We start from the raw sequence: 17,670 nt of genomic DNA, 5'->3' as shown, positions 1-17,670 counted from the left end.
AATAATACACCTTAAAAAAGGTGTATTGAATTTGGCCCATTAGTCTTTACTTTTATCTGGGCAACGGGAGTAATCATCTACTTTTCTTCCGTTTTTATCTTTGCGATAATTAACTACGGCACCACATTCACAAGTGCCATAATAAGCAATACCAGTTCCAACATTGTCAGCTTCGAGGTAAATTATTTTTTCGTGACAGCAAAAGCAAACTTGTTTCATAACTATAACCCCATTTCTTTTGATATGTAGAAAATATATCAGAGAATGGATTTATTTCATATTCGGAACATTATGCGTCGTAACAGCACCATCTAATGATAGATACTTTTTTTATGCCATAAAGGCCGTTAATAAAAAACCATAGGTAAAAAAAGGTGGTTTCATTTTCTCTGTTGTTTTATATATCAATTACCGGTCGGGATAATTTTCTGTAAGGGTTCACTAAATCCAATATTTAGTATATGATAATTTTGTATTAAGAAAATGGTTCTGTTGGGAGGGAATTATGGGGAATTATAAAGGCGTATTGTTTGGTTTTATTATGTTTATCGGGCTAGTGATAACTGGAGGTACTGATAGTCTAGCCGCAAATTTTAAAGAATTTGAATCTAAATCAAATGTTGACCCGTTTCATAATTTTGTTATTAAGTTCAACGAAGAAATCGATGAGAATACAGTCAATAACACAAATATTTATGTTTTGGACTCAACAGGCGCACAACTTACTTCAAAAGTCACACTGAATGCTGATAATCGATCAGTAAAGTTACAATCACCAGAAAAGGGGTACGAGAGCGGAGAAACATATACAATGTACATCACGAATGGTGTGCATACGAAATATGATAAATCCTTAAAACAAGAAACGAGAATGGTATTTACCATTAGCCAACGTCAAAATGACAGCTATCTCAGAAATACAGAAAACGTTTATGTTTATAGAGATAGGTACGGATTTGAAAGGATCTACAAATATCACGGGAAATACAATGGAGAAGATGAGGCATTCATTGGGACTGATATGTGGGAAAGCTTATATAATATGGACCCAATTTTTCAAAAAGAAACGGAAAAGGGTTTGTATTCAAATAGCGAATTGTTAATTCCTTACCCTATTAAGGTAGGGGGGGGTTGGGAAGACCGGGAAGGGCTGAAGACTGTTTTAGCCGCGAATGAAACAGTCACAGTAGCGGCTGGAACCTTTGAAAATGTTGTTGTTATAGGAATTCAAATTACAGAGTATATTACAGAGTATAAGTATTATGCAAAAGATGTAGGACTCATATTATCTAAAACGCATGTAGACGCTCCGGATCAAAAAGAAGAGTCTGTAATTGAAGAGTTATATGAGCTAAGGGAAAATCCAATTGGAGAAGTTGGAGAAAATGAAATCGGGGCAATAAATTCTGTAAACGGGGATTGGTATTCAGATTATTCGGATTTTAGAACTCGAACATTGGAGGTTCCTCAATTCCAAACAGATATTGGCATAACAATGGCTAAATATAATACATTAAATGAAACTGGTAAAAATAATGTAGTTATATCGGTGTTAGAAGGAAAACCTTATAATACAAATCCTGCTTCGGCTGGTGCGGCTGACTTTAGAAATGCGTTTGCAAATGCGGTAAATGCACAAATTTCTGCCGGTAATCTTAATTAATGGAATTAGAGTGCAAGGTTAAGTAAGATATGAGAACCCTACCTTTTTGGTGGGGTTTTTCTTATAGCTTTTCATATTTATAGTTAAAAACTATGCTGCCTCCGGGCGGCATTTTTAATAGATCCAGATAAGTAACTTTACAGGAGAGCGAGGGGCAAACAATTGGAGGGGATTAACATGGAAAAGATGGTTCAAGATCATGAACAGCGTATTATTGCGTTGGAAGAGTTCCAAAAAGAAACAAATGAAAATATCAAAAAGCTGCAACAAAGCCAAGAAGAAACTCGGCACAGTATGCTGAGAATGGAAAACACTGTTTTGAATTCAACAAAAGAAACAAGGGAAATACTTCAGCCATTTGCAAACCATTATTTAAGTCAAGTCAGTGCTTAAACATCTGTTGGTAAAGACGTACGCCTGAAACGACTAGATATGCGCGAGAAAATTATCATTGGTATCATCACAGGAGTTTGCGGAACTGGAGGGGCAGCTGGCTTATTTGTAGGCGCTGTGTCTGTTTATAAATTACTGCAGGGAGGACAATAAAGTGAAAAATATTGATCATGGAACCATCGTGCGGACGGTGGTTCTTTTTGTTGCGTTGATTAATCAAATGCTGTTGGCGGCAGGATACAGCCCGCTGCCTTTTAAAAATGAAGAAGTTGAATTGTTTGTTACTACTTTAATTACTGCAGTAACAGCAGTATGGGCTTGGTGGAAGAACAATGATATTTCACGAGAAGCACGCCGTAAAGCGGCATTGCTTAAACGAGAGGAGCAATCAAAATGAACTGGGTACCTACGTATATGAAATTAGAATTAGATATAATGGAGATACCGAAAGCGTGTGTGGTGGTGATCTGCGAAGGCAAGGTTAAGATCGGAGAACTGCCTCCGCATGGAGAATATAAGATCGTCACGCATCAAGGGAAAGTCAAGCGGATGAGGCGGGAAGAAGGGGAAGAGTTTTGATAGCAAAAAATAAAAAGAAGTTTTTAATTAGTATTGTTATATTGCTTCTAATTGCAGGCTCTTTGTTGTCTTTTCGTGGATCTGGAGTAAATACTAATTTTCCTGTACCTCAAGGTGCTGAATTAACACGCCAGGATGTAAAAGAAGGCTATGAAGAATACAATTGGAGTCCTGCTTCGTAAGAAAATGGCTTGCCATTCTATTACGCAATTGTTATTAGACTTTGGGGATGGAAGCAGGAATCCCGCTTTGGAGCGACAACATACTATGAAAAACAAGGAGTTAAAATGAGTACTACTTCTTTAAATAATTCTCTATTTGTTAGCGTGGAAAAAGACTAAGTTTTACTTGTGTAAGAATCAATAATTAGTTCTCTCAGCCATCTGAAGGACACTGAACCGACACGAAAAATCGTGCGCTGTTTGGTGTCCTTTTTTATTTGCCTAATAACAAGAAATGGGGAATGAATGTGTGGACACTCATTTACGAATACAAACAGTCACTAAGAGCGCTCAAGGAAATGAAGGCAGACATTGAAGCCAAACGGGAATTGTCGGAACAGGATATCCGGGATAAGACGCTCATTAACAGCATGATTAGCGAAATGGATTTTGCGATTCAATGGATGGTGTCCGGCCGGAACCCTGATGCAAGACGCGGGACGGATCGGACAGGGGCTTATACACTAGATCCGAAACTGATTGAAGCTGTGGTACCAAACCAAATGGCCACTGAAGAGAGAAAGCTCACAGCCCATGAACAATGGCTGCTAGATGACGTTCTGGCAGATTTAACAGTAAGGGAAAGAGATGTATTCACGTTAGTGAAAGCGGAAGGATTAACCTATGAGTATACTGCAGAGTTGTTAGGGCTTACTAAATCATCTGTTCAAACGTATTTAGAGCGGGCAGAGACAAAAATCTTCAGGCAAAAAAACAGCAGCCTTTTTGTTTCTTGAAAAGAAAAAGTATAAAGACCTCATCATCTGATGAGGTCCATCCTGTTACTTTATTATTTTTTTGCTAAACGTACCAATTCCATTTGGGTTTCTCCATCATAAACTGACTTTATAAGCCCGACATTTGGCGCAAAATATGTAATGTAGCCATCATCTCTTTTCACTGTTACTACATTTTTGAACGTTCCTGCTCGTGTAGTTAATGTTCCATTAATAGCTTTTATTCTAGACATCGGTAGGTGATTCCAGTCTTTCCACTTGGCTCCTACTTTTAATGGGTAGGCAATGGCAGTGGAGTTATCAGCCGAAGGCGTAGTGTCATATAAACCGGTACTGTCTTCATATAAAAAGTGTGGTTCGTCATCGGGATAAAACCATTTGTCCCATCTGTAATACTTTCCTATATAATAGGTATTAAAAGTTTTTTTCTCGTATTCATAAGTATAAACCTTTGTTTTATCTTGCAGATAACTATACATCCGTAGGTGCTGGGAAGATACATAAGCTTTCCCTTTTTTATATCCGATTTGTGACCATCCGTCTTTGGTTTGCGAGTAAACGGAAACCGAGACATTGTTTTTCAAAGAGCCAATGACTTTGTATTTGCTTCCAGGCCCGCTTCTAACGTTGAGAACGCCACTGCTAATGCTAACGTAACCAACTTTTGAAGAGGCAGCGTGGGAGCTTGTCGATTGAAACTGAAATGTTGCTGATAAGAGTACAACCAACAATAGAATGATCTTGCAGAATGTTTTCATGTGACTTATTTCACTCTCCTAATTAATTATCAGGTGAATTATACTATTACAATAGACTTGTGTAAATGCTTGGTTTAACTAGCGATAAATATGATATATTACATATTTTTATTGTTATAGTCTTTAATGATATCTTAGGTAGAAAACTAAATTATCAATATAAATTTAATTTGCTTTTAGAAGTTTTGTCGTCCAGATACCATATATATAAGAACGTAAAAAAATAACCCCCTATTGGTAAGGGGTTTTTGTTTACTTATTTTTTGGTTAAGCTAACTAGTTCAGAAACAGTTTTGCCTTGGTCGACTCCTTTGATAAAACCAACATTTGGAGCTAGGTAACTAACATATCCGTCACTAGATTTTACTGTAACAACGTTCTTAAATGTCCCAGCTGGAGTTTTTAGCGTTCCGTTCAAGGCAGTTATCTTGCTGCTTGTGTCTTCGCCTTCATATCCAATAGTCCAGCTTTTTCCGACTTTTAATGGATAGGCGAGATCGATGTAATATTCTGAGTGACGGAAACCTGAATACAATCCCTCGCTATCTTCATATACGAGATAGGTTGCATTAGAAGAGGAAGTCACCCATTCATCCCATTTATCCCATTTTCCTTTGTAACTGTGCTTGTAGGTTTTCCCTTCGGATTTGTAAGTATATATTTTTGTTTTGTCTTGAAGATAACTATACATTCTTAAGTATTGAGAAGAAACATAAGCTTTTCCTTTTTTGTAGCCGATTTGTGACCATCCGTCTTTTGATTGTGAGTAAACTGAAACAGAGGCATTGTTTTTTAAGGAGCCAATAACCTTATATTTGCTTCCTGGACCATTTCTAACGTTAAGCACACCGCTGCTAATGCTAACGTAACCAACTTTTGAAGAAGCGGCGTGGGAGCTTGTCGATTGAAACTGAAATGTTGCTGATAAAAGTACAATCAACAATAGGATGATCTTGCAGAATGTTTTCATGTGACTTATTTCACTCTCCTAATTAATTATCAGGTGAATTATACTATTACAATAGACTTGTGTAAATGCCTGGTTTAAATAGCAATAAATATAACCAGTTACATAATTTTGTCGTTGTAGTTTTTAACGATATTTGGGGCGGAAAACTAAATTGTCGAAATAAATTTAATTTTCTTTTAGAAATTTTTGTCGTACAGGCACCATATGTATGAGAGATAAAAAATGAACCCTGCCATGTTGTGGCAGGATTTATTTTCTTCATACCGCAGTTATCGCAACGGTCGTTTTAATTCGATAGCTTATTTCTTGTTTTATAATGAATTTCCCTTGCTTTCTGCTATAATGTACCACATATCAATTATTGTGAAAATTTGTTAAAAGAGTAGGGGAGAGAAATATTAATGAAAAAAGCACCTCATATTATAGCTGCGGCTACACTTGCGGGAATGATATTTGTTTCAACTAACCCATCAGCGGAGGCAGCAAGCTTTGATCCCGTTTTAGCACAGCCTACAAGTACATTTCCTTTTACGGACGTTCCTGCAGAGCGTGTGGAAATGGTTTCAGCTCTTTATCAAAACAAGTTTTTTAACGGTGTCAGTGCTGATAAATTTGGATGGGACCTGCCGATCAAGCGTGTAGATGCTGCGATGATCGCTGCACGCGGTATGGGTTTTAGAAAGGGTAATTCCATGCCAGAGGAATGGTTGACCTTTAGAGATATTCCAGGCCGTGCCAAAGATGCGATTATTTATTTACAATTTTACGAAGTGGTAAATGGAAAAACGGAAACACTTTTTGGATCTAATGATATGATTACAAGAGGAGAAGCTGCTATCATTCTCGCAAGAGCCTACAATGACGTATTATTATCGCCAACCGAGACGGTGCATTCATTTACAGATGCAACGGGGCGGTACGCAGAGGCTATTAACAGGCTTGCTGCTACAGGTATTGTAAATGGAAAAACGCCTGACCGGTTCGGCACGAATGACCCGGTAACACGAGGTGCGTTTGCGATGATGGTATCCCGACTGAGTGATCCGGCTTTATCCCCGTCTTCTTATGGCAGTCTTCCTTCCTCACAAGACGGCCTAACGATGGAGGTAGAAAAGAATACTTATAGTTTATCGTCTGATACAGGTATAAGTCTGACACTCATTAATGCTACAGATTTCCGTTATGAATATCATCATGGCTACGCACTGGAAAAGAAACAAGGAGATAAGTGGCTAGGATTAAGATCTAACTATGGAATATCATATCCGCCAATTATACCTACAATAGAAGCTGGTGAAAGCCAAAGGGGAAATGTTAGGTTTGACAGCTTTAGAACCTTGATGACAGCGGGAGAATATAGAATAAGGAATACATTTTATCCTTGGGATTCATTGAATAAAGAGGATGTCGTCTCTATAGCGGCTTATTTTACAATTACTGAATAAATTTGAAGTATATAAGACTGTTGAAAAATAATCTGAATAGAAAGGTGCACTCACTTCCTAGTGGGTGCTTTTTCTTTGCCTAAAAACAAAGTGAAATAAAGGAAGCTGATGGTGCTTTCTTGATTAAAACAAAAATATTTATATAAGAAGCAAGATTATCTTGTTAGTTAAATAAATAAAAACAGCCAACATTAGTATACCGGCCGTTTTCCATCTTTTCAGATCTTTGAAAGTTTAAGAAATAACTACTAAATAAGTGGTGCTTTTTTGCTTTATAGGACTTTGCGAAGTTGGTCAAGTTGTTGCAGAGAAATTTATCTTTTTTTGTCGAAATTTGATGAATAGTTCTTATTGGATTTTATTACTTTCTCTTGCATTATATAAGAGGGAGGAAATGGTAAAATGAGTGAAAAACAAATAGAATTCAAAACATATATTGAACAGCTTGAGGAATTCAGGGAATCGGGCCATATATATCCCCACATTATGGCTGTTTCTACTTTACTTAGTGAAAAGAATATCATAACGGAAGAAGAGTTCTACAGTGAAATGATCAAGCTGATAAAAGAAAAAAGAGAAATAGTTGCATATAGATAAACGGGCGCATAACGGAAAGGAGGAAATAAAAAGTGAGTTATAAAAAAACATTTATTGAGTTTAGCAAAAAAGCCTTCAAAAGTGAATTAGAAGAGAAACTTTCTAAAGAGAGCGCTTATACTTTAATCTCCAATTATTTTAATGAAATTTCAGCTTCCTTGAAGGGTGAGGAGGAGGTTGCTGGAAAAGCATTAAAAATAAAAATAGAAGAGAGAAGTTGGAGTATCCAGCTTAACGAACTTTCAGAACTATCCATCCGTTTTTATAAAGACGAAATTTCAGTGAAGGTAAAGCCAGGATCTCAATGGTGTGAAGAAATTTTGAAATATGAGCAGGGAAGATTTTATAGCCATTCTAAAAATATGGAATTAAGCGAAGAATTGTTAGACACATACTTAAGAGGGGCATTCGAGTCTACTATCAATCAACTAGCAAAATAATGATTTACAAAAGTGCCTACAAAGGCGCTTTTTTCTTTGCCCAAAAATAAATTTGGAGGTGGTGGTGATGTAAAGTGGTTAACTGGAATGCTATTAGATCAGAATGGGAAACAACTAAGGTTACGCTCGCTGCATTAGCAGAGAAGCATGGTCTAAAACTCGGTACATTAAAAAGCCGCGAAGGTTGGTCAAGGGACCCAACGAAAAAGGATGCAACCAAAAGAGAAAAGGTTGCAACGATTCAGCAAAAGGATGCAACCGAAAGAACACAGACGGTTCAACGGAAGAGAAGTGGAAACCCGCATCCGAACAACCAATTTACAAAACGGAACAAGGCAGCTGAAAAGCATGGGCTGTTCACCAGGTTCCTTCCTGAAGAAACAAAAGAAATCATGGACACAATGATCGAATTTTCTGTCGCCGATCTAATATGGCGGCAAATACAGATTCAATTTGCTGCGATTATCCGCTCTCAGAAGATTATGTGGGTGGAAGGTAAGGAAGAAATGATCAAAGAGATTAAAAAGACTGAAACTTATTCTAATGATGACTCAACTTCAGAAAAACAGGAATGGGAATTTCAATTTTCCTTGGATCGGCAGGCAACCTTCCTTAACGCTCAATTGCGGGCGATGGGAGAACTGCGCCAGCTTAATTAAGCAGTTTGACGAGCTTGCTCACAATTATGATGAACGCCGCTTGAAACTGGACCAAATACGTGCTGCAACCGACAAAACAAAATTCGAAGTACAAAAGATTAAATTGGAAACAAAAAGCCGTGACCAGTCAGATTCACAGGTGGTCATTGTTGACGATATCCCGAGGGTTGATGAAGAATGACAAACATCCAGCTTAAAAAAATACTGGCACCTTCTTTTTACAATATTCATCATCACATAAGAGATAATGCTTTCACTAAGTAGTGGCTTAAAGGTGGACGCGGAAGCACAAAGTCATCTTTAATCAGCCTTGAAATCATTTTAGGCATTTTAAAGGATCCGGATGCAAATGCAGTTGTGTTCCGACAATACCAAAACGAATTACGAGAAACCGTGCATGGGCAGCTATTGTGGTCAGCAATAAAATTAGGTGTGGAAGACAAGTTTGATTTCCAGGTTTCTCCGATGCAGGCCATTTATTTACCTACTGGTCAGAAGATTGTTTTCAAGGCAGCAGATAACCCGAGAAAAATGAAATCAGTTAATCTTGGCCGAGGCTATATCAAATATGCCTGGTTCGAGGAAGTAGACCAGTTTGCTGGAATGGCGGACATTCGGAACATACTCCAATCACTATTCCGTGGAGAAAATCATATGCGTATTGCCTTTTATTCATTTAATCCACCCAAAAGCGGACGCTCCTGGGTAAATCAAGAGACCAAAATAGAGAAGCTAGGCAGGAAGGTTCATCACTCAATGTATCTAACTGTCCCGAAAGAGTCGCTAGGTGATGTATTTTTAGCAGAGGAAGAACACCTAAAGAAAACAAATGAAATGGCATACCGCCATGAATATCTAGGTGAGGAAGTCGGTACGGGTCTTGAAATTTTCAATAATATTACACTCCGTAAAATAACTGATGAAGAGATCCGTTACTTTGACCGCATCCGCCAAGGGATTGACTTTGGATATGCGGTGGATCCGGTTGTTTTCGAACGAATTCATTATGACAAAACGCGGCGGCGATGCTACTTCTTTGATGAATTTAGCGGAGTGGGCGTATCAAATCGCAAGCTGTATGACCGAATTAAAGTGCATAAACGCATAAATACGACCGCTGATTCGGCAGAACCGAAAAGCATCGATGAATTGCGGTCATTAGGCATGAATGTTTTAAAGGCTAAAAAAGGCTCTGATTCCATAGAATATGGGATTAAATTTCTGCAGGATCTTGAGGAGGTCATTATTGATCCGAACCGCTGTCCGCGGGCAGCAAATGAATTTGTTAATTATGCTTACGAAATGAATCGGAACGGTGAAGTGAAAAGCACCTATCCAGATAAAGACAATCATGCAATTGATGCAGCGCGATATGCGTTAGAATACGACCTGAAGAGTTACCGTGCTGGCATCAGCAGCGCAAAAGGATGGTAAGTTTCAACTATACTATTTTGTCCCTATATTCTATAATTGTAAAAAATTATAGATGAAATGAGGCTAAATTCCATTGCAGGAAATGATCCTATATAAAGTTGAAAAAGTAATTGATGCCCCTATTGAAAGAGTTTTTTCTTATTTATCGGATGATGAAAAAATTAAACAGTGGAATTCACTGTTTGTGGAAAATATTTATAATTCTGAAGAAGATAAGAATGCATGCATACCTGGCACAAAATATAAAAGCGTATCTAAAGTTGGGAAAAAACAGCTTGCTTTTGATGCGGAACTGCTTACCTATAATGCACCTTACAGCACGACTGTCAAAGGATACACAAAAGAAGGAGAAAGCTATTCGAAGTATGTCCTAACAGAAACAAATGAAGGAACACTGGTCATATTAGAAGCTTCACTTATTCCAAAGAATTATTACTATAAAATTATGGTTAAATTATTTGGCTGGGTATCAAAGATGATGTTAGACGAAGAGTTCGATAATTTAAAAGAATTGCTAGAAAAAAAGTAAGAGATTGTTTTTTAAGTTTAATAGAGACATTAAGAAAACCGTTTGTAGCTAACGGTTTTTTATTTTTGCAAAAGGGGAGGTGGTGGTATGCCCATCAATCGGGAAGCATGGGATAACAGCTTAATTCGTCGCTATCATGGCGATGTGTTTGGGTATCGAAAGCTGTATGACGGTGATTATATAGAATTGTTTCCTCGGGAAAAGCAGCTGTTGAATGATAAAGAAGCATATGATTCCAATCGCTATAATGAAAAAGGAATAGCAGAAGGCAATGTAAAGGCGCCTTATATCATTGCCAATGTTGCAAAAGTTATTGCAGAAGTGCCGGCTATCTTTGTCAGCCGTTCGATCGGAAATATAAAAACATCCGTTACATCCACTGAAGGACAAAATGAAACAACTGGCACTGCTGATGACATTATTGAAGATCCAGATGGCAATACAATAAACGATAAAATCATAGACTTGCAGCAGGAAATGATCGATCAGATCACAAGAATAGCCGGCTTAGCTTTAAGCACTGGCCAAATGTTGTCCAGCATCAAACCGATGGTGGTCTCGTCGGCGTGCCGTTTTTAGATGATCGTGGATTACGGCTCGAATTTAAAATGCGAGACGTTTATTATCCGCATGAGGATGAGATGGGCGTTGATTTAGCTTTTCATAAAGAAATTGGTGATGACCAGTACCTACATGTGTACCGCGAGCGTGTGGAGGTAGAGCGGGTTGGATTAAAACGGAACGCCCGCTTAGAAACATCTAACATGATGTACAAGCTTGAAGGGACACGGCTTGAATTACTTAGTGTAGAAGAAGCAAAACGTCTGCTTAATATGTCGGAGTTAAATAAGACATATGAAGGACGCTCAACTCCATTCATCGTGTATTGGGCGAATGAACCAACATACCAAGAGCCATACGGCCGCAGTGCGTTAAAAGGGCAATTTAGCAAGCAGGATGAAATCAATTGGACATTGACAAAAGGGTTCATCATTTTCACCAAGAATGGTGAGCCGAAAATGGTTGTCAGCATGGAAACCTTCCGTGCATTGCAGGAGGAGGCAGAGAAGCGCTACGGTGAAGGCGCACCGATCGATCATCGTGATATGAATATTATTACGTATGACGAAAATGGCAAAGCAATGGAATTGGTGCAGCTGGATGTCTCTAAGATCGGGAATATGCAGTGGATCAAGGATTTGATGAAGTTAATGTTTATTGAAACGAAGACATCTGAAAAAGCAGTCGATTTTTATATGGAAAGTAGTGTTACAGGTGCTCAATCAGGCAAGGCAAAGTTTTATGATTTGATTGTATCTATTATCAAGTCAGAACAGATTCAGGGAGAATACATTGCTTTTTTAAAAGAGCTCATCGAAAACTGCCTTTGGATTGCAAATAATGAGGACAGCAGTGTGCTTATTGAAGAACCAATCATTGAAACACGCGACATGATCCCGATCAGTCGCGAAGAGTTACTGATACAAAATACAGCTGTCCATACTGGGGGCAGCCAGTCGCTTGAAACAACTGCCCGCCGTATGAATCCGGATGCTCCTGAGGAATGGATTGAAGAAGAACTGGCACGTATTGAAGAGGAAAAACAGTCGGATGACAGCACACCTTTACTGAGGGGGCGGCAAACGCTTCTGAATTTGAATGACAACCGGAATAAGGCCGGCAATATTGTGAGTGAGGAAGAATGAACCTTGAACAGCTATTAAAAGCTTTTTCAGAGGTTCTTTTTGTTGTGGTTCAGCAGGTTGAAAGCACAGAAGACCTCTTAAATGATAAGCAAAAGATGGCGCTTATTGCCTCTATTATTGCTGCTTTGGACGAATTACAGGCAGCTACTGAGCAAACCTTGCCGGAAGAACTAATATCCGCTTACACGGCGGGAATGAGTGAAGCGCATGCGGCTTTACAGGAGCTTTTACCATCTTCACCTATAAGCCCGGTTACAACGACTATTGCATCTGCAGCTAAATTAAAACCAATTATTGCAAACCGCATTCACTTAAATGCGCTGAACAGCCTGGTTAGTGATACATTAGCTGATTTGAAAGCAGCCTTCCGGACCGCTCATGAATATGCCGTTACAACGATAAATGACACGATCGATGTGGTTAGGTAGGAAATTGCAGCCGGTCTTGTTCAAGGTGATCATAACCGGGTAACAGCCAAGCGGGTTGCAAAAGCATTCGCGCAAGGGAGTCTTACTTCCTTCATCACTCGTGATGGAAAAAGGCTTCCACTTGATGTCTATGCCAGGCTTGTTGCCCGCACCAAGACACGCCAGGCACAAGTGACCGGAGCAGAGAACCGCTATAAAGAAGTAGGAGTTACAACAGTACGTATCTTCGAAAATGCTGTTACATGCCCTGTGTGTGCGAAATACCGCAACATGATTGTTGTGATTAGTGGTACCGTGCCAGGATTTAAAACAAAAGATGAGATTCCTTTGCCGCCGTATCATCCAAACTGCCACGGAACAATTCGGCCTGTCGTACTAGATTTCCTGACTGAGGCAGAGTTGGCAGAAGCAAAAGCTTTAACCACTGCTTTTCATCCAGAAAAGGATACCAGGACGCCCGTTCAACGTAAGGCATATGCAAAAGAGCAGGAGATCCGTCGAAAGGCCAGGGAAGAGGTTAAGTACTATAAGCGAATGAAGGCCGTTCTTGGAAACGGGGCGCCTACAACAGTTGGAGCTTTCCGTCGTATGAAGCGGAGTAATAGTAAAGGCTGGCAGAAGTTAAAAGGTGATTATTTAAGGGCGATAAGGGAATGAATTTGTCTTTTTCCTGCTTGAAGACGTAATAAAGAACCAGTAGACCGTTTGCACCGACGTTATGAGTGCTATCCTAACGGAGACAGACTCCGACATCAAATGTAAGGAGAGGAAATAGATGAAACGTGATTTTCTAAAAGGATTAGGGCTTGAGGATGGAACAATCGATCAAATCATGAAGGAACATGGTTCGAGCGTAGCCGCCTTTAAAAACCAAGCCAAGCAAGCGGATACGGATATAGAAGAACTACAGAAGCATCTTAAGGCACGCGATACTCAATTAGAGAATCTAAAAAAGGTAGCTGGTGACAGTGAGGAGCTTCAAAAGCAAATTAATGATTTGCAGGCTGAAAACAGAAAGCTACAGGAAAAGTTCATGCCGATATGAAGCAAAAAATATTTGATTTTACATTAGACCGTGCGCTTATGGAAGCGAAATCTAAGAATGCCAAAGCAGTCCGGGCCTTGTTAAACACTGAAGCAATTACGTTGGATGGTGAAACTTTAATTGGTCTGAAAGATCAGCTGGACAAGCTCAAAGAGACAGATGCATATTTGTTTGAAGGTGAACAGCCGGGTCAAGGTCAGCAACAGCAGCAAACAAATAACCATTCACCAGGAGGGACTCAGCGTACGAACCAAAAGCCACCGAATAATGATGCCGCTTATGCAGCCGGTACTGGAACATACAGAAGTGAAGGAAACAGCTTAAACAAATTAAAATAAGAGGAGCAGGCCACATATGGAACTAACAATCTTTTTAAATGACAACACAAGCATCCCGGTCACGATGGACAACTATTCAGCTGCACAAATGGCGGCCAGCATGAACGATAGATAAGTGAGTGTTTTTACGGTTGGCAGCACCGTGTTAAGCAAAAATATTGTCAGCTGCATTACGCCAGCAGAAGGGATTTTGACAGAGGTAAATGTGGAAATTCACCTGAATAACGGTAAGAAAATGAATGAATACGTGGGAAATTACAGTGCGGAAGAAATTACTGCGCAGGTCAATAACCCCGCTTCCCTAATGTTTGTGATAGGAAACAGTGTTTTTAATAAAAACTTGATTCGATTGATCAAACCGATTGAGCAGACAACTGCATAAGAAAAAAACCATGTCGCCTCAGGCGACATTTTTTATAGATAAATATAGAAGGGCTAGGGGCAGTACAGCGGAATGGAGGATTAGGTATTTATGAGGATGAAACACATCAATTAAGCTACCATCCGTATTCAAAATACTAAATATCGTTTGGCCAAAACCTACCCGCTATCAATGAATCTATAAAAGCATGTTGGCTTAACTTTATACTTAGCCCTTTTGCCTGAACAAGGAAGGAATCTTTATCGGAGAGATATAATATTGGGGAGGAACCAAATGAACTGTAAAAGTGGACATTCGTATCAACTTGCTTTGCGTAAGTTTTTAATTCCTGAGTAATAACAAAGAGTTCTCCCCAAAAAGGAAGATAAGGTTTTGCTTTGTAACGAATAAGTACAGACTTCAAATTTTCCGTCATGTCAGCAGGTGCTTTTTTAATTTTCATTTTAAAGTTCCATCCTTAAATTAGTTGATAGAAATTTTTAAAATCGATGCATAAGGATAGTACCCGCTTTATTAAGTTTGAAAACATGCTTGGGGATGCAATGGATATGGAGTTTTAATGATTATAGATAAAGAATAAGAAGTCGTAATTCTTCTTAATTGTAAGCAGAACCAAATAAACTACATGATAGCACCCTTCGGGGTGCTCTTTTTATTTAAAAGAGGTAAAGGTATTTGGTTTCAACTAAACTTCCATGATGGGTTAAGTTCTAAAAAATAGTGACAGAGAATAAGTTGTAATATATGAAAGGGAGGGATTCTATTGTCTACCAACATTATTATTACACACCCAATACTCATGCAAAAGGCGCTGGAAATAGTTCTTGAGGTAACGACTTCAGTAATAGAAAGTGACAATTATAAAGAGTTAAATAGTCTAATAAAAGGCATTGGAAAATCTTCTGCTGCCGATAAACTAGTTATTAGTAAAGAGGCTGCAGAAAATTTAAGTAAATGTATTGCCTTGTTTAAACAAAGTACTACGTGCCATTGGTTGAGACAAGATTTACTTGATTTGATTTTGAAAGTTGAAAGAGGTTGTTCAAAACAAATGATTTAAAATCTTATTAAATCTTTTTTACTTTTGCAAACATTTCGATAAGGCTTATAGAAAATAAAACCAAATTATTTATTTAAGAGCATCCATAAAGGGTGCTCTTTTTGCGTTGAAAATTCATGCTGCCTAAGGGCGGCGTTTTTTTATAGAGAAAAAATTCTGCAGGGGGTCATCTCAATGGAAGAAGGTGACAAAAAAATGGAGGGATTTCATGTGTTAATCCGTGGTGAAGGTTTAGAGATAGTGAAATTGTATTTGTTTGGCGGCGCTCAATTTATTGATTTACTGCTGCTGATGCAGGTATGCGACATTGCGACAGGCATCATGTGCGCCTGGAAGGAAGGGCGTTTGCGCAACCGTACAGCGCTGTATGGGTATGCAAGAAAAGTGGGCGTGTTCATCGTGATCATTGCAGCCAGTATTGCGGACCAGGTTCTTGGTTTAGATGGCGCACTGGCGAAAGGCACAGTCCTTTTCTACATCTGCAATGAGATTTTATTGATTGTTGAGAATGCAGGGAAACTTGGTGTACCAATTCCGGCAGCCATTTTGGAAAAGCTTGCACTGTTTAATGATAAGCCAGGCGAAAAATGCATTAATCCAAAAGACAATCAAGCAGGTTAAATCACACTTTAAAACGGTCATCTGGCCGTTCTTTTTTATTCGAATAGGAGGATGAATAGATGAGCTGGGTACCTGCGTATCACCAAAGAAACCTTGGGAATTTAGATAATTTAGCACCAAATACAAGAGCGCAGGCCATGAAATGGTACCAGTACTGTGTCGATAATACAATCGATGTTCTGATTTATGAAACGATTCGGACCGTTGCGCAGCAGCGGGAAAACATGGCTAAAGGTGCATCTAAAACCATGAAGTCTTATCATTTAGTCGGACAAGCCCTTGATTTTGTACCAATCGCGGATGGCAAAGCACAGTGGTCTAAATCGGCTTATAGCAAATTTCCATTCTATGCGGCCATTCAGTATGCGGAGAAGCTGGGCTTTGAAGCAGGTTACCGCTGGGGCTGGGATGCTCCTCACCTACAATATAATTACAAAGGTTACGGCACAGACAAAGTACGAACGGTGGCAGCTGCAGCACCAATCAACGTCATGAGTAAAGAAGAAACACTTACCCTGCAGGAAAAACTCACAAAGCTCGGCCTCGATACAAACGGTGTCGATGGCATTTATGGAAAAGGCACAACAAATGCGGTTATGATTCTGCAACGCCGCACTGGCCTGGCGATCGATGGAATTGCCGGCAAGAATACTCTGGCTAAGATCGATGAGTTGCTTAAACAGAAATCACTTATCGGAACACCAGGTACTTTCCGCGTCTTTATAGGCACATTTGGAACGCCAGAAGCGGCAGAAGAAGCAGCCAAAAAGGTTGGATTCAATGCTTTCAAAGGCGAAAACGAAAACCGGGTTTATACAGGCGTATTTACGTCTCTTGAGTCTGCAGAGGAAGCACGGGCACTTATTGAAGCAGAACATGGCTACAATCCTAAAATTAAATCATATAGTGCATAACAAAAAGCCCTAGCTAATGCCAGGGATCAGAGTTTTGATAATGTGCAATAAGAACTAGTTTAAAATAACGGTAAACTTAATTATAACAACTCTTATTTACCTATAATTACCCGAAAATCCTCTTATTAGTGATAAAATTGATCTATTAAAAACTGGGAGGATGATTTGGTGATGGAAAGATTAAGGTTTCTAATTTTAGTAATGGTATTGCCTATTTTGTTTATTATTACAGAACAGGAAAACATACTAGCAGCGGAGGATACTAGAGTTATTGAGGAGGCAAAAAAAGTATGGGATATTAAATTTAATATTGATATTGATAGCTCCTCTATAAGTGATGGAACAATTAGAGAATTATATACAAGATGAAGTCTATACTTTAACAATTAAAACTGGTGTGCAGGCTAAAAATGGTAGAGCACTAAAGAAAGAGGTAACACTAGATTTTATTTTGAACGGTACGGATTTAAAAATTATTGATATGCAACCTGCAATTGATGATTACATGGCCGCATTACAAAATAAAGTAAAGGAATTAGAAGGAAAATTAGATGAAAAAGACACTAAGATTGCAGAATTGACAACGTCTGTAGATGAAAAAGACACTAAGATTGCAGAACTGACAACGTCTGTAGATGAAAAAGATACTAAGATTGCAGAATTGACAACGTCTGTAGATGAAAAAGACACTAAGATTGCAGAATTGACAACGTCTGTAGATGAAAAAGACACTAAGATTGCAGAACTGACA

24 protein-coding genes and 3 pseudogenes are annotated in these 17,670 nt (G+C 38.8%); 23 read left to right on the top strand and 4 right to left on the bottom strand.

Annotated features, from left to right (window positions below; genetic code table 11):
• Positions 1 to 39: 39 nt before the first annotated feature.
• Positions 40 to 219, bottom strand: a complete 180-nt coding sequence (locus L2D08_RS19500; protein WP_242236362.1) for a hypothetical protein — start codon at positions 217 to 219, stop codon at positions 40 to 42.
• A gap of 286 nt (positions 220 to 505) precedes the next feature.
• On the opposite strand from L2D08_RS19500, the gene L2D08_RS19495 reads away from it, so the two are divergent.
• The 6 genes from L2D08_RS19495 to L2D08_RS19470 all read left to right on the top strand — a co-directional run bounded on the left by L2D08_RS19495 (position 506) and on the right by L2D08_RS19470 (position 3,593).
• Positions 506 to 1,663 (top strand): Ig-like domain-containing domain, encoded by a 1,158-nt coding sequence (locus tag L2D08_RS19495; protein WP_242236361.1) that lies wholly within the window; start codon positions 506 to 508, stop codon positions 1,661 to 1,663.
• Positions 1,664 to 1,840: 177 nt separating this feature from the next.
• Positions 1,841 to 2,056, top strand: coding sequence for a hypothetical protein (locus L2D08_RS19490; protein ID WP_242236359.1), 216 nt, complete (start codon positions 1,841 to 1,843; stop codon positions 2,054 to 2,056).
• A gap of 154 nt (positions 2,057 to 2,210) precedes the next feature.
• The gene (locus L2D08_RS19485) at positions 2,211 to 2,453 is read left to right on the top strand and encodes a phage holin (RefSeq protein ID WP_242236357.1); all 243 of its coding nucleotides are present in this window, start codon (positions 2,211 to 2,213) and stop codon (positions 2,451 to 2,453) included.
• Positions 2,450 to 2,635: an XtrA/YqaO family protein gene (locus L2D08_RS19480; RefSeq protein ID WP_242236355.1), complete on the top strand. Its 186-nt coding sequence runs from the start codon at positions 2,450 to 2,452 to the stop codon at positions 2,633 to 2,635. The genes L2D08_RS19485 and L2D08_RS19480 overlap by 4 nt, the downstream gene beginning before the upstream one ends.
• Positions 2,632 to 2,817 (top strand): hypothetical protein, encoded by a 186-nt coding sequence (locus L2D08_RS19475; RefSeq protein WP_242236354.1) that lies wholly within the window; start codon positions 2,632 to 2,634, stop codon positions 2,815 to 2,817. The genes L2D08_RS19480 and L2D08_RS19475 overlap by 4 nt, the downstream gene beginning before the upstream one ends.
• 287 nt (positions 2,818 to 3,104) lie before the next feature.
• Positions 3,105 to 3,593 carry a sigma-70 family RNA polymerase sigma factor gene (locus tag L2D08_RS19470; RefSeq protein ID WP_242236352.1) on the top strand — a complete coding sequence of 163 codons (489 nt, stop codon included), beginning with the start codon at positions 3,105 to 3,107 and terminating at the stop codon, positions 3,591 to 3,593.
• A gap of 53 nt (positions 3,594 to 3,646) precedes the next feature.
• Here the strand turns inward: L2D08_RS19470 and L2D08_RS19465 are convergent, their stop codons facing one another.
• Positions 3,647 to 4,351 carry an SH3 domain-containing protein gene (locus L2D08_RS19465; protein WP_242236351.1) on the bottom strand — a complete coding sequence of 235 codons (705 nt, stop codon included), beginning with the start codon at positions 4,349 to 4,351 and terminating at the stop codon, positions 3,647 to 3,649.
• A gap of 256 nt (positions 4,352 to 4,607) precedes the next feature.
• Positions 4,608 to 5,321: an SH3 domain-containing protein gene (locus tag L2D08_RS19460; RefSeq protein WP_242236350.1), complete on the bottom strand. Its 714-nt coding sequence runs from the start codon at positions 5,319 to 5,321 to the stop codon at positions 4,608 to 4,610.
• Positions 5,322 to 5,722: 401 nt separating this feature from the next.
• Between L2D08_RS19460 and L2D08_RS19455 the strand changes: the two genes are divergently transcribed.
• The 12 genes and pseudogenes from L2D08_RS19455 to L2D08_RS19395 all read left to right on the top strand — a co-directional run bounded on the left by L2D08_RS19455 (position 5,723) and on the right by L2D08_RS19395 (position 14,324).
• Positions 5,723 to 6,766 (top strand): S-layer homology domain-containing protein, encoded by a 1,044-nt coding sequence (locus L2D08_RS19455; protein ID WP_242236349.1) that lies wholly within the window; start codon positions 5,723 to 5,725, stop codon positions 6,764 to 6,766.
• 402 nt (positions 6,767 to 7,168) lie between these two features.
• Positions 7,169 to 7,363, top strand: coding sequence for a hypothetical protein (locus L2D08_RS19450; RefSeq protein WP_242236348.1), 195 nt, complete (start codon positions 7,169 to 7,171; stop codon positions 7,361 to 7,363).
• A 32-nt stretch (positions 7,364 to 7,395) separates the two neighbouring features.
• Positions 7,396 to 7,803 (top strand): hypothetical protein, encoded by a 408-nt coding sequence (locus L2D08_RS19445; protein WP_242236347.1) that lies wholly within the window; start codon positions 7,396 to 7,398, stop codon positions 7,801 to 7,803.
• Positions 7,804 to 7,877: 74 nt separating this feature from the next.
• A pseudogene (gene terS / locus L2D08_RS19440) lies at positions 7,878 to 8,643 on the top strand (phage terminase small subunit).
• A gap of 98 nt (positions 8,644 to 8,741) precedes the next feature.
• Positions 8,742 to 9,896: pseudogene (locus tag L2D08_RS19435) on the top strand (PBSX family phage terminase large subunit); the annotation flags it as partial.
• Between the two features lie 82 nt (positions 9,897 to 9,978).
• Positions 9,979 to 10,425: an SRPBCC family protein gene (locus L2D08_RS19430; RefSeq protein WP_242236438.1), complete on the top strand. Its 447-nt coding sequence runs from the start codon at positions 9,979 to 9,981 to the stop codon at positions 10,423 to 10,425.
• An 87-nt stretch (positions 10,426 to 10,512) separates the two neighbouring features.
• Positions 10,513 to 11,004 carry a hypothetical protein gene (locus tag L2D08_RS19425; protein ID WP_242236345.1) on the top strand — a complete coding sequence of 164 codons (492 nt, stop codon included), beginning with the start codon at positions 10,513 to 10,515 and terminating at the stop codon, positions 11,002 to 11,004.
• A complete protein-coding gene (locus L2D08_RS19420) occupies positions 10,992 to 12,131 on the top strand; it encodes a hypothetical protein (RefSeq protein WP_242236343.1) in 1,140 nt (379 codons plus the stop codon). Before L2D08_RS19425 ends, L2D08_RS19420 begins: the two co-directional genes overlap by 13 nt.
• Positions 12,128 to 12,559, top strand: coding sequence for a hypothetical protein (locus L2D08_RS19415; protein WP_242236341.1), 432 nt, complete (start codon positions 12,128 to 12,130; stop codon positions 12,557 to 12,559). The genes L2D08_RS19420 and L2D08_RS19415 overlap by 4 nt, the downstream gene beginning before the upstream one ends.
• Before the next feature lie 3 nt (positions 12,560 to 12,562).
• A complete protein-coding gene (locus L2D08_RS19410) occupies positions 12,563 to 13,216 on the top strand; it encodes a phage minor capsid protein (RefSeq protein ID WP_309241428.1) in 654 nt (217 codons plus the stop codon).
• A gap of 118 nt (positions 13,217 to 13,334) precedes the next feature.
• A pseudogene (locus L2D08_RS24570) lies at positions 13,335 to 13,942 on the top strand (phage scaffolding protein).
• A 115-nt stretch (positions 13,943 to 14,057) separates the two neighbouring features.
• Positions 14,058 to 14,324, top strand: coding sequence for a hypothetical protein (locus tag L2D08_RS19395; RefSeq protein WP_242236336.1), 267 nt, complete (start codon positions 14,058 to 14,060; stop codon positions 14,322 to 14,324).
• Positions 14,325 to 14,460: 136 nt separating this feature from the next.
• On the opposite strand, the gene L2D08_RS19390 is transcribed toward L2D08_RS19395, so the two are convergent.
• Positions 14,461 to 14,766, bottom strand: a complete 306-nt coding sequence (locus tag L2D08_RS19390) for a hypothetical protein (protein WP_242236335.1) — start codon at positions 14,764 to 14,766, stop codon at positions 14,461 to 14,463.
• 321 nt (positions 14,767 to 15,087) lie between these two features.
• Between L2D08_RS19390 and L2D08_RS19385 the strand changes: the two genes are divergently transcribed.
• From L2D08_RS19385 to L2D08_RS19365, 5 genes are all read left to right on the top strand, one after another.
• On the top strand, positions 15,088 to 15,384 hold the full coding sequence (locus tag L2D08_RS19385) for a hypothetical protein (protein ID WP_242236333.1): 297 nt from the start codon (positions 15,088 to 15,090) through the stop codon (positions 15,382 to 15,384).
• A 174-nt stretch (positions 15,385 to 15,558) separates the two neighbouring features.
• Complete coding sequence (locus L2D08_RS19380; RefSeq protein WP_242236332.1) at positions 15,559 to 16,005, top strand: phage holin family protein; 447 nt, start codon at positions 15,559 to 15,561, stop codon at positions 16,003 to 16,005.
• 59 nt (positions 16,006 to 16,064) lie between these two features.
• Positions 16,065 to 16,919: a peptidoglycan-binding protein gene (locus L2D08_RS19375; RefSeq protein WP_242236330.1), complete on the top strand. Its 855-nt coding sequence runs from the start codon at positions 16,065 to 16,067 to the stop codon at positions 16,917 to 16,919.
• Between the two features lie 168 nt (positions 16,920 to 17,087).
• Complete coding sequence (locus L2D08_RS19370; RefSeq protein WP_242236328.1) at positions 17,088 to 17,288, top strand: hypothetical protein; 201 nt, start codon at positions 17,088 to 17,090, stop codon at positions 17,286 to 17,288.
• Positions 17,254 to 17,670: hypothetical protein (locus tag L2D08_RS19365; protein ID WP_242236326.1), on the top strand; the 417-nt coding region annotated here is incomplete at its 3' end. The genes L2D08_RS19370 and L2D08_RS19365, both read left to right, overlap by 35 nt.

The organism is Domibacillus sp. PGB-M46 (genome assembly GCF_022668875.1).
Classification (GTDB): Bacteria; Bacillota; Bacilli; order Bacillales; family Domibacillaceae; genus Domibacillus.
The sequence above is the reverse complement of the archived record's forward strand: the minus strand, read 5'-3'. Positions and strand labels throughout refer to the sequence as shown.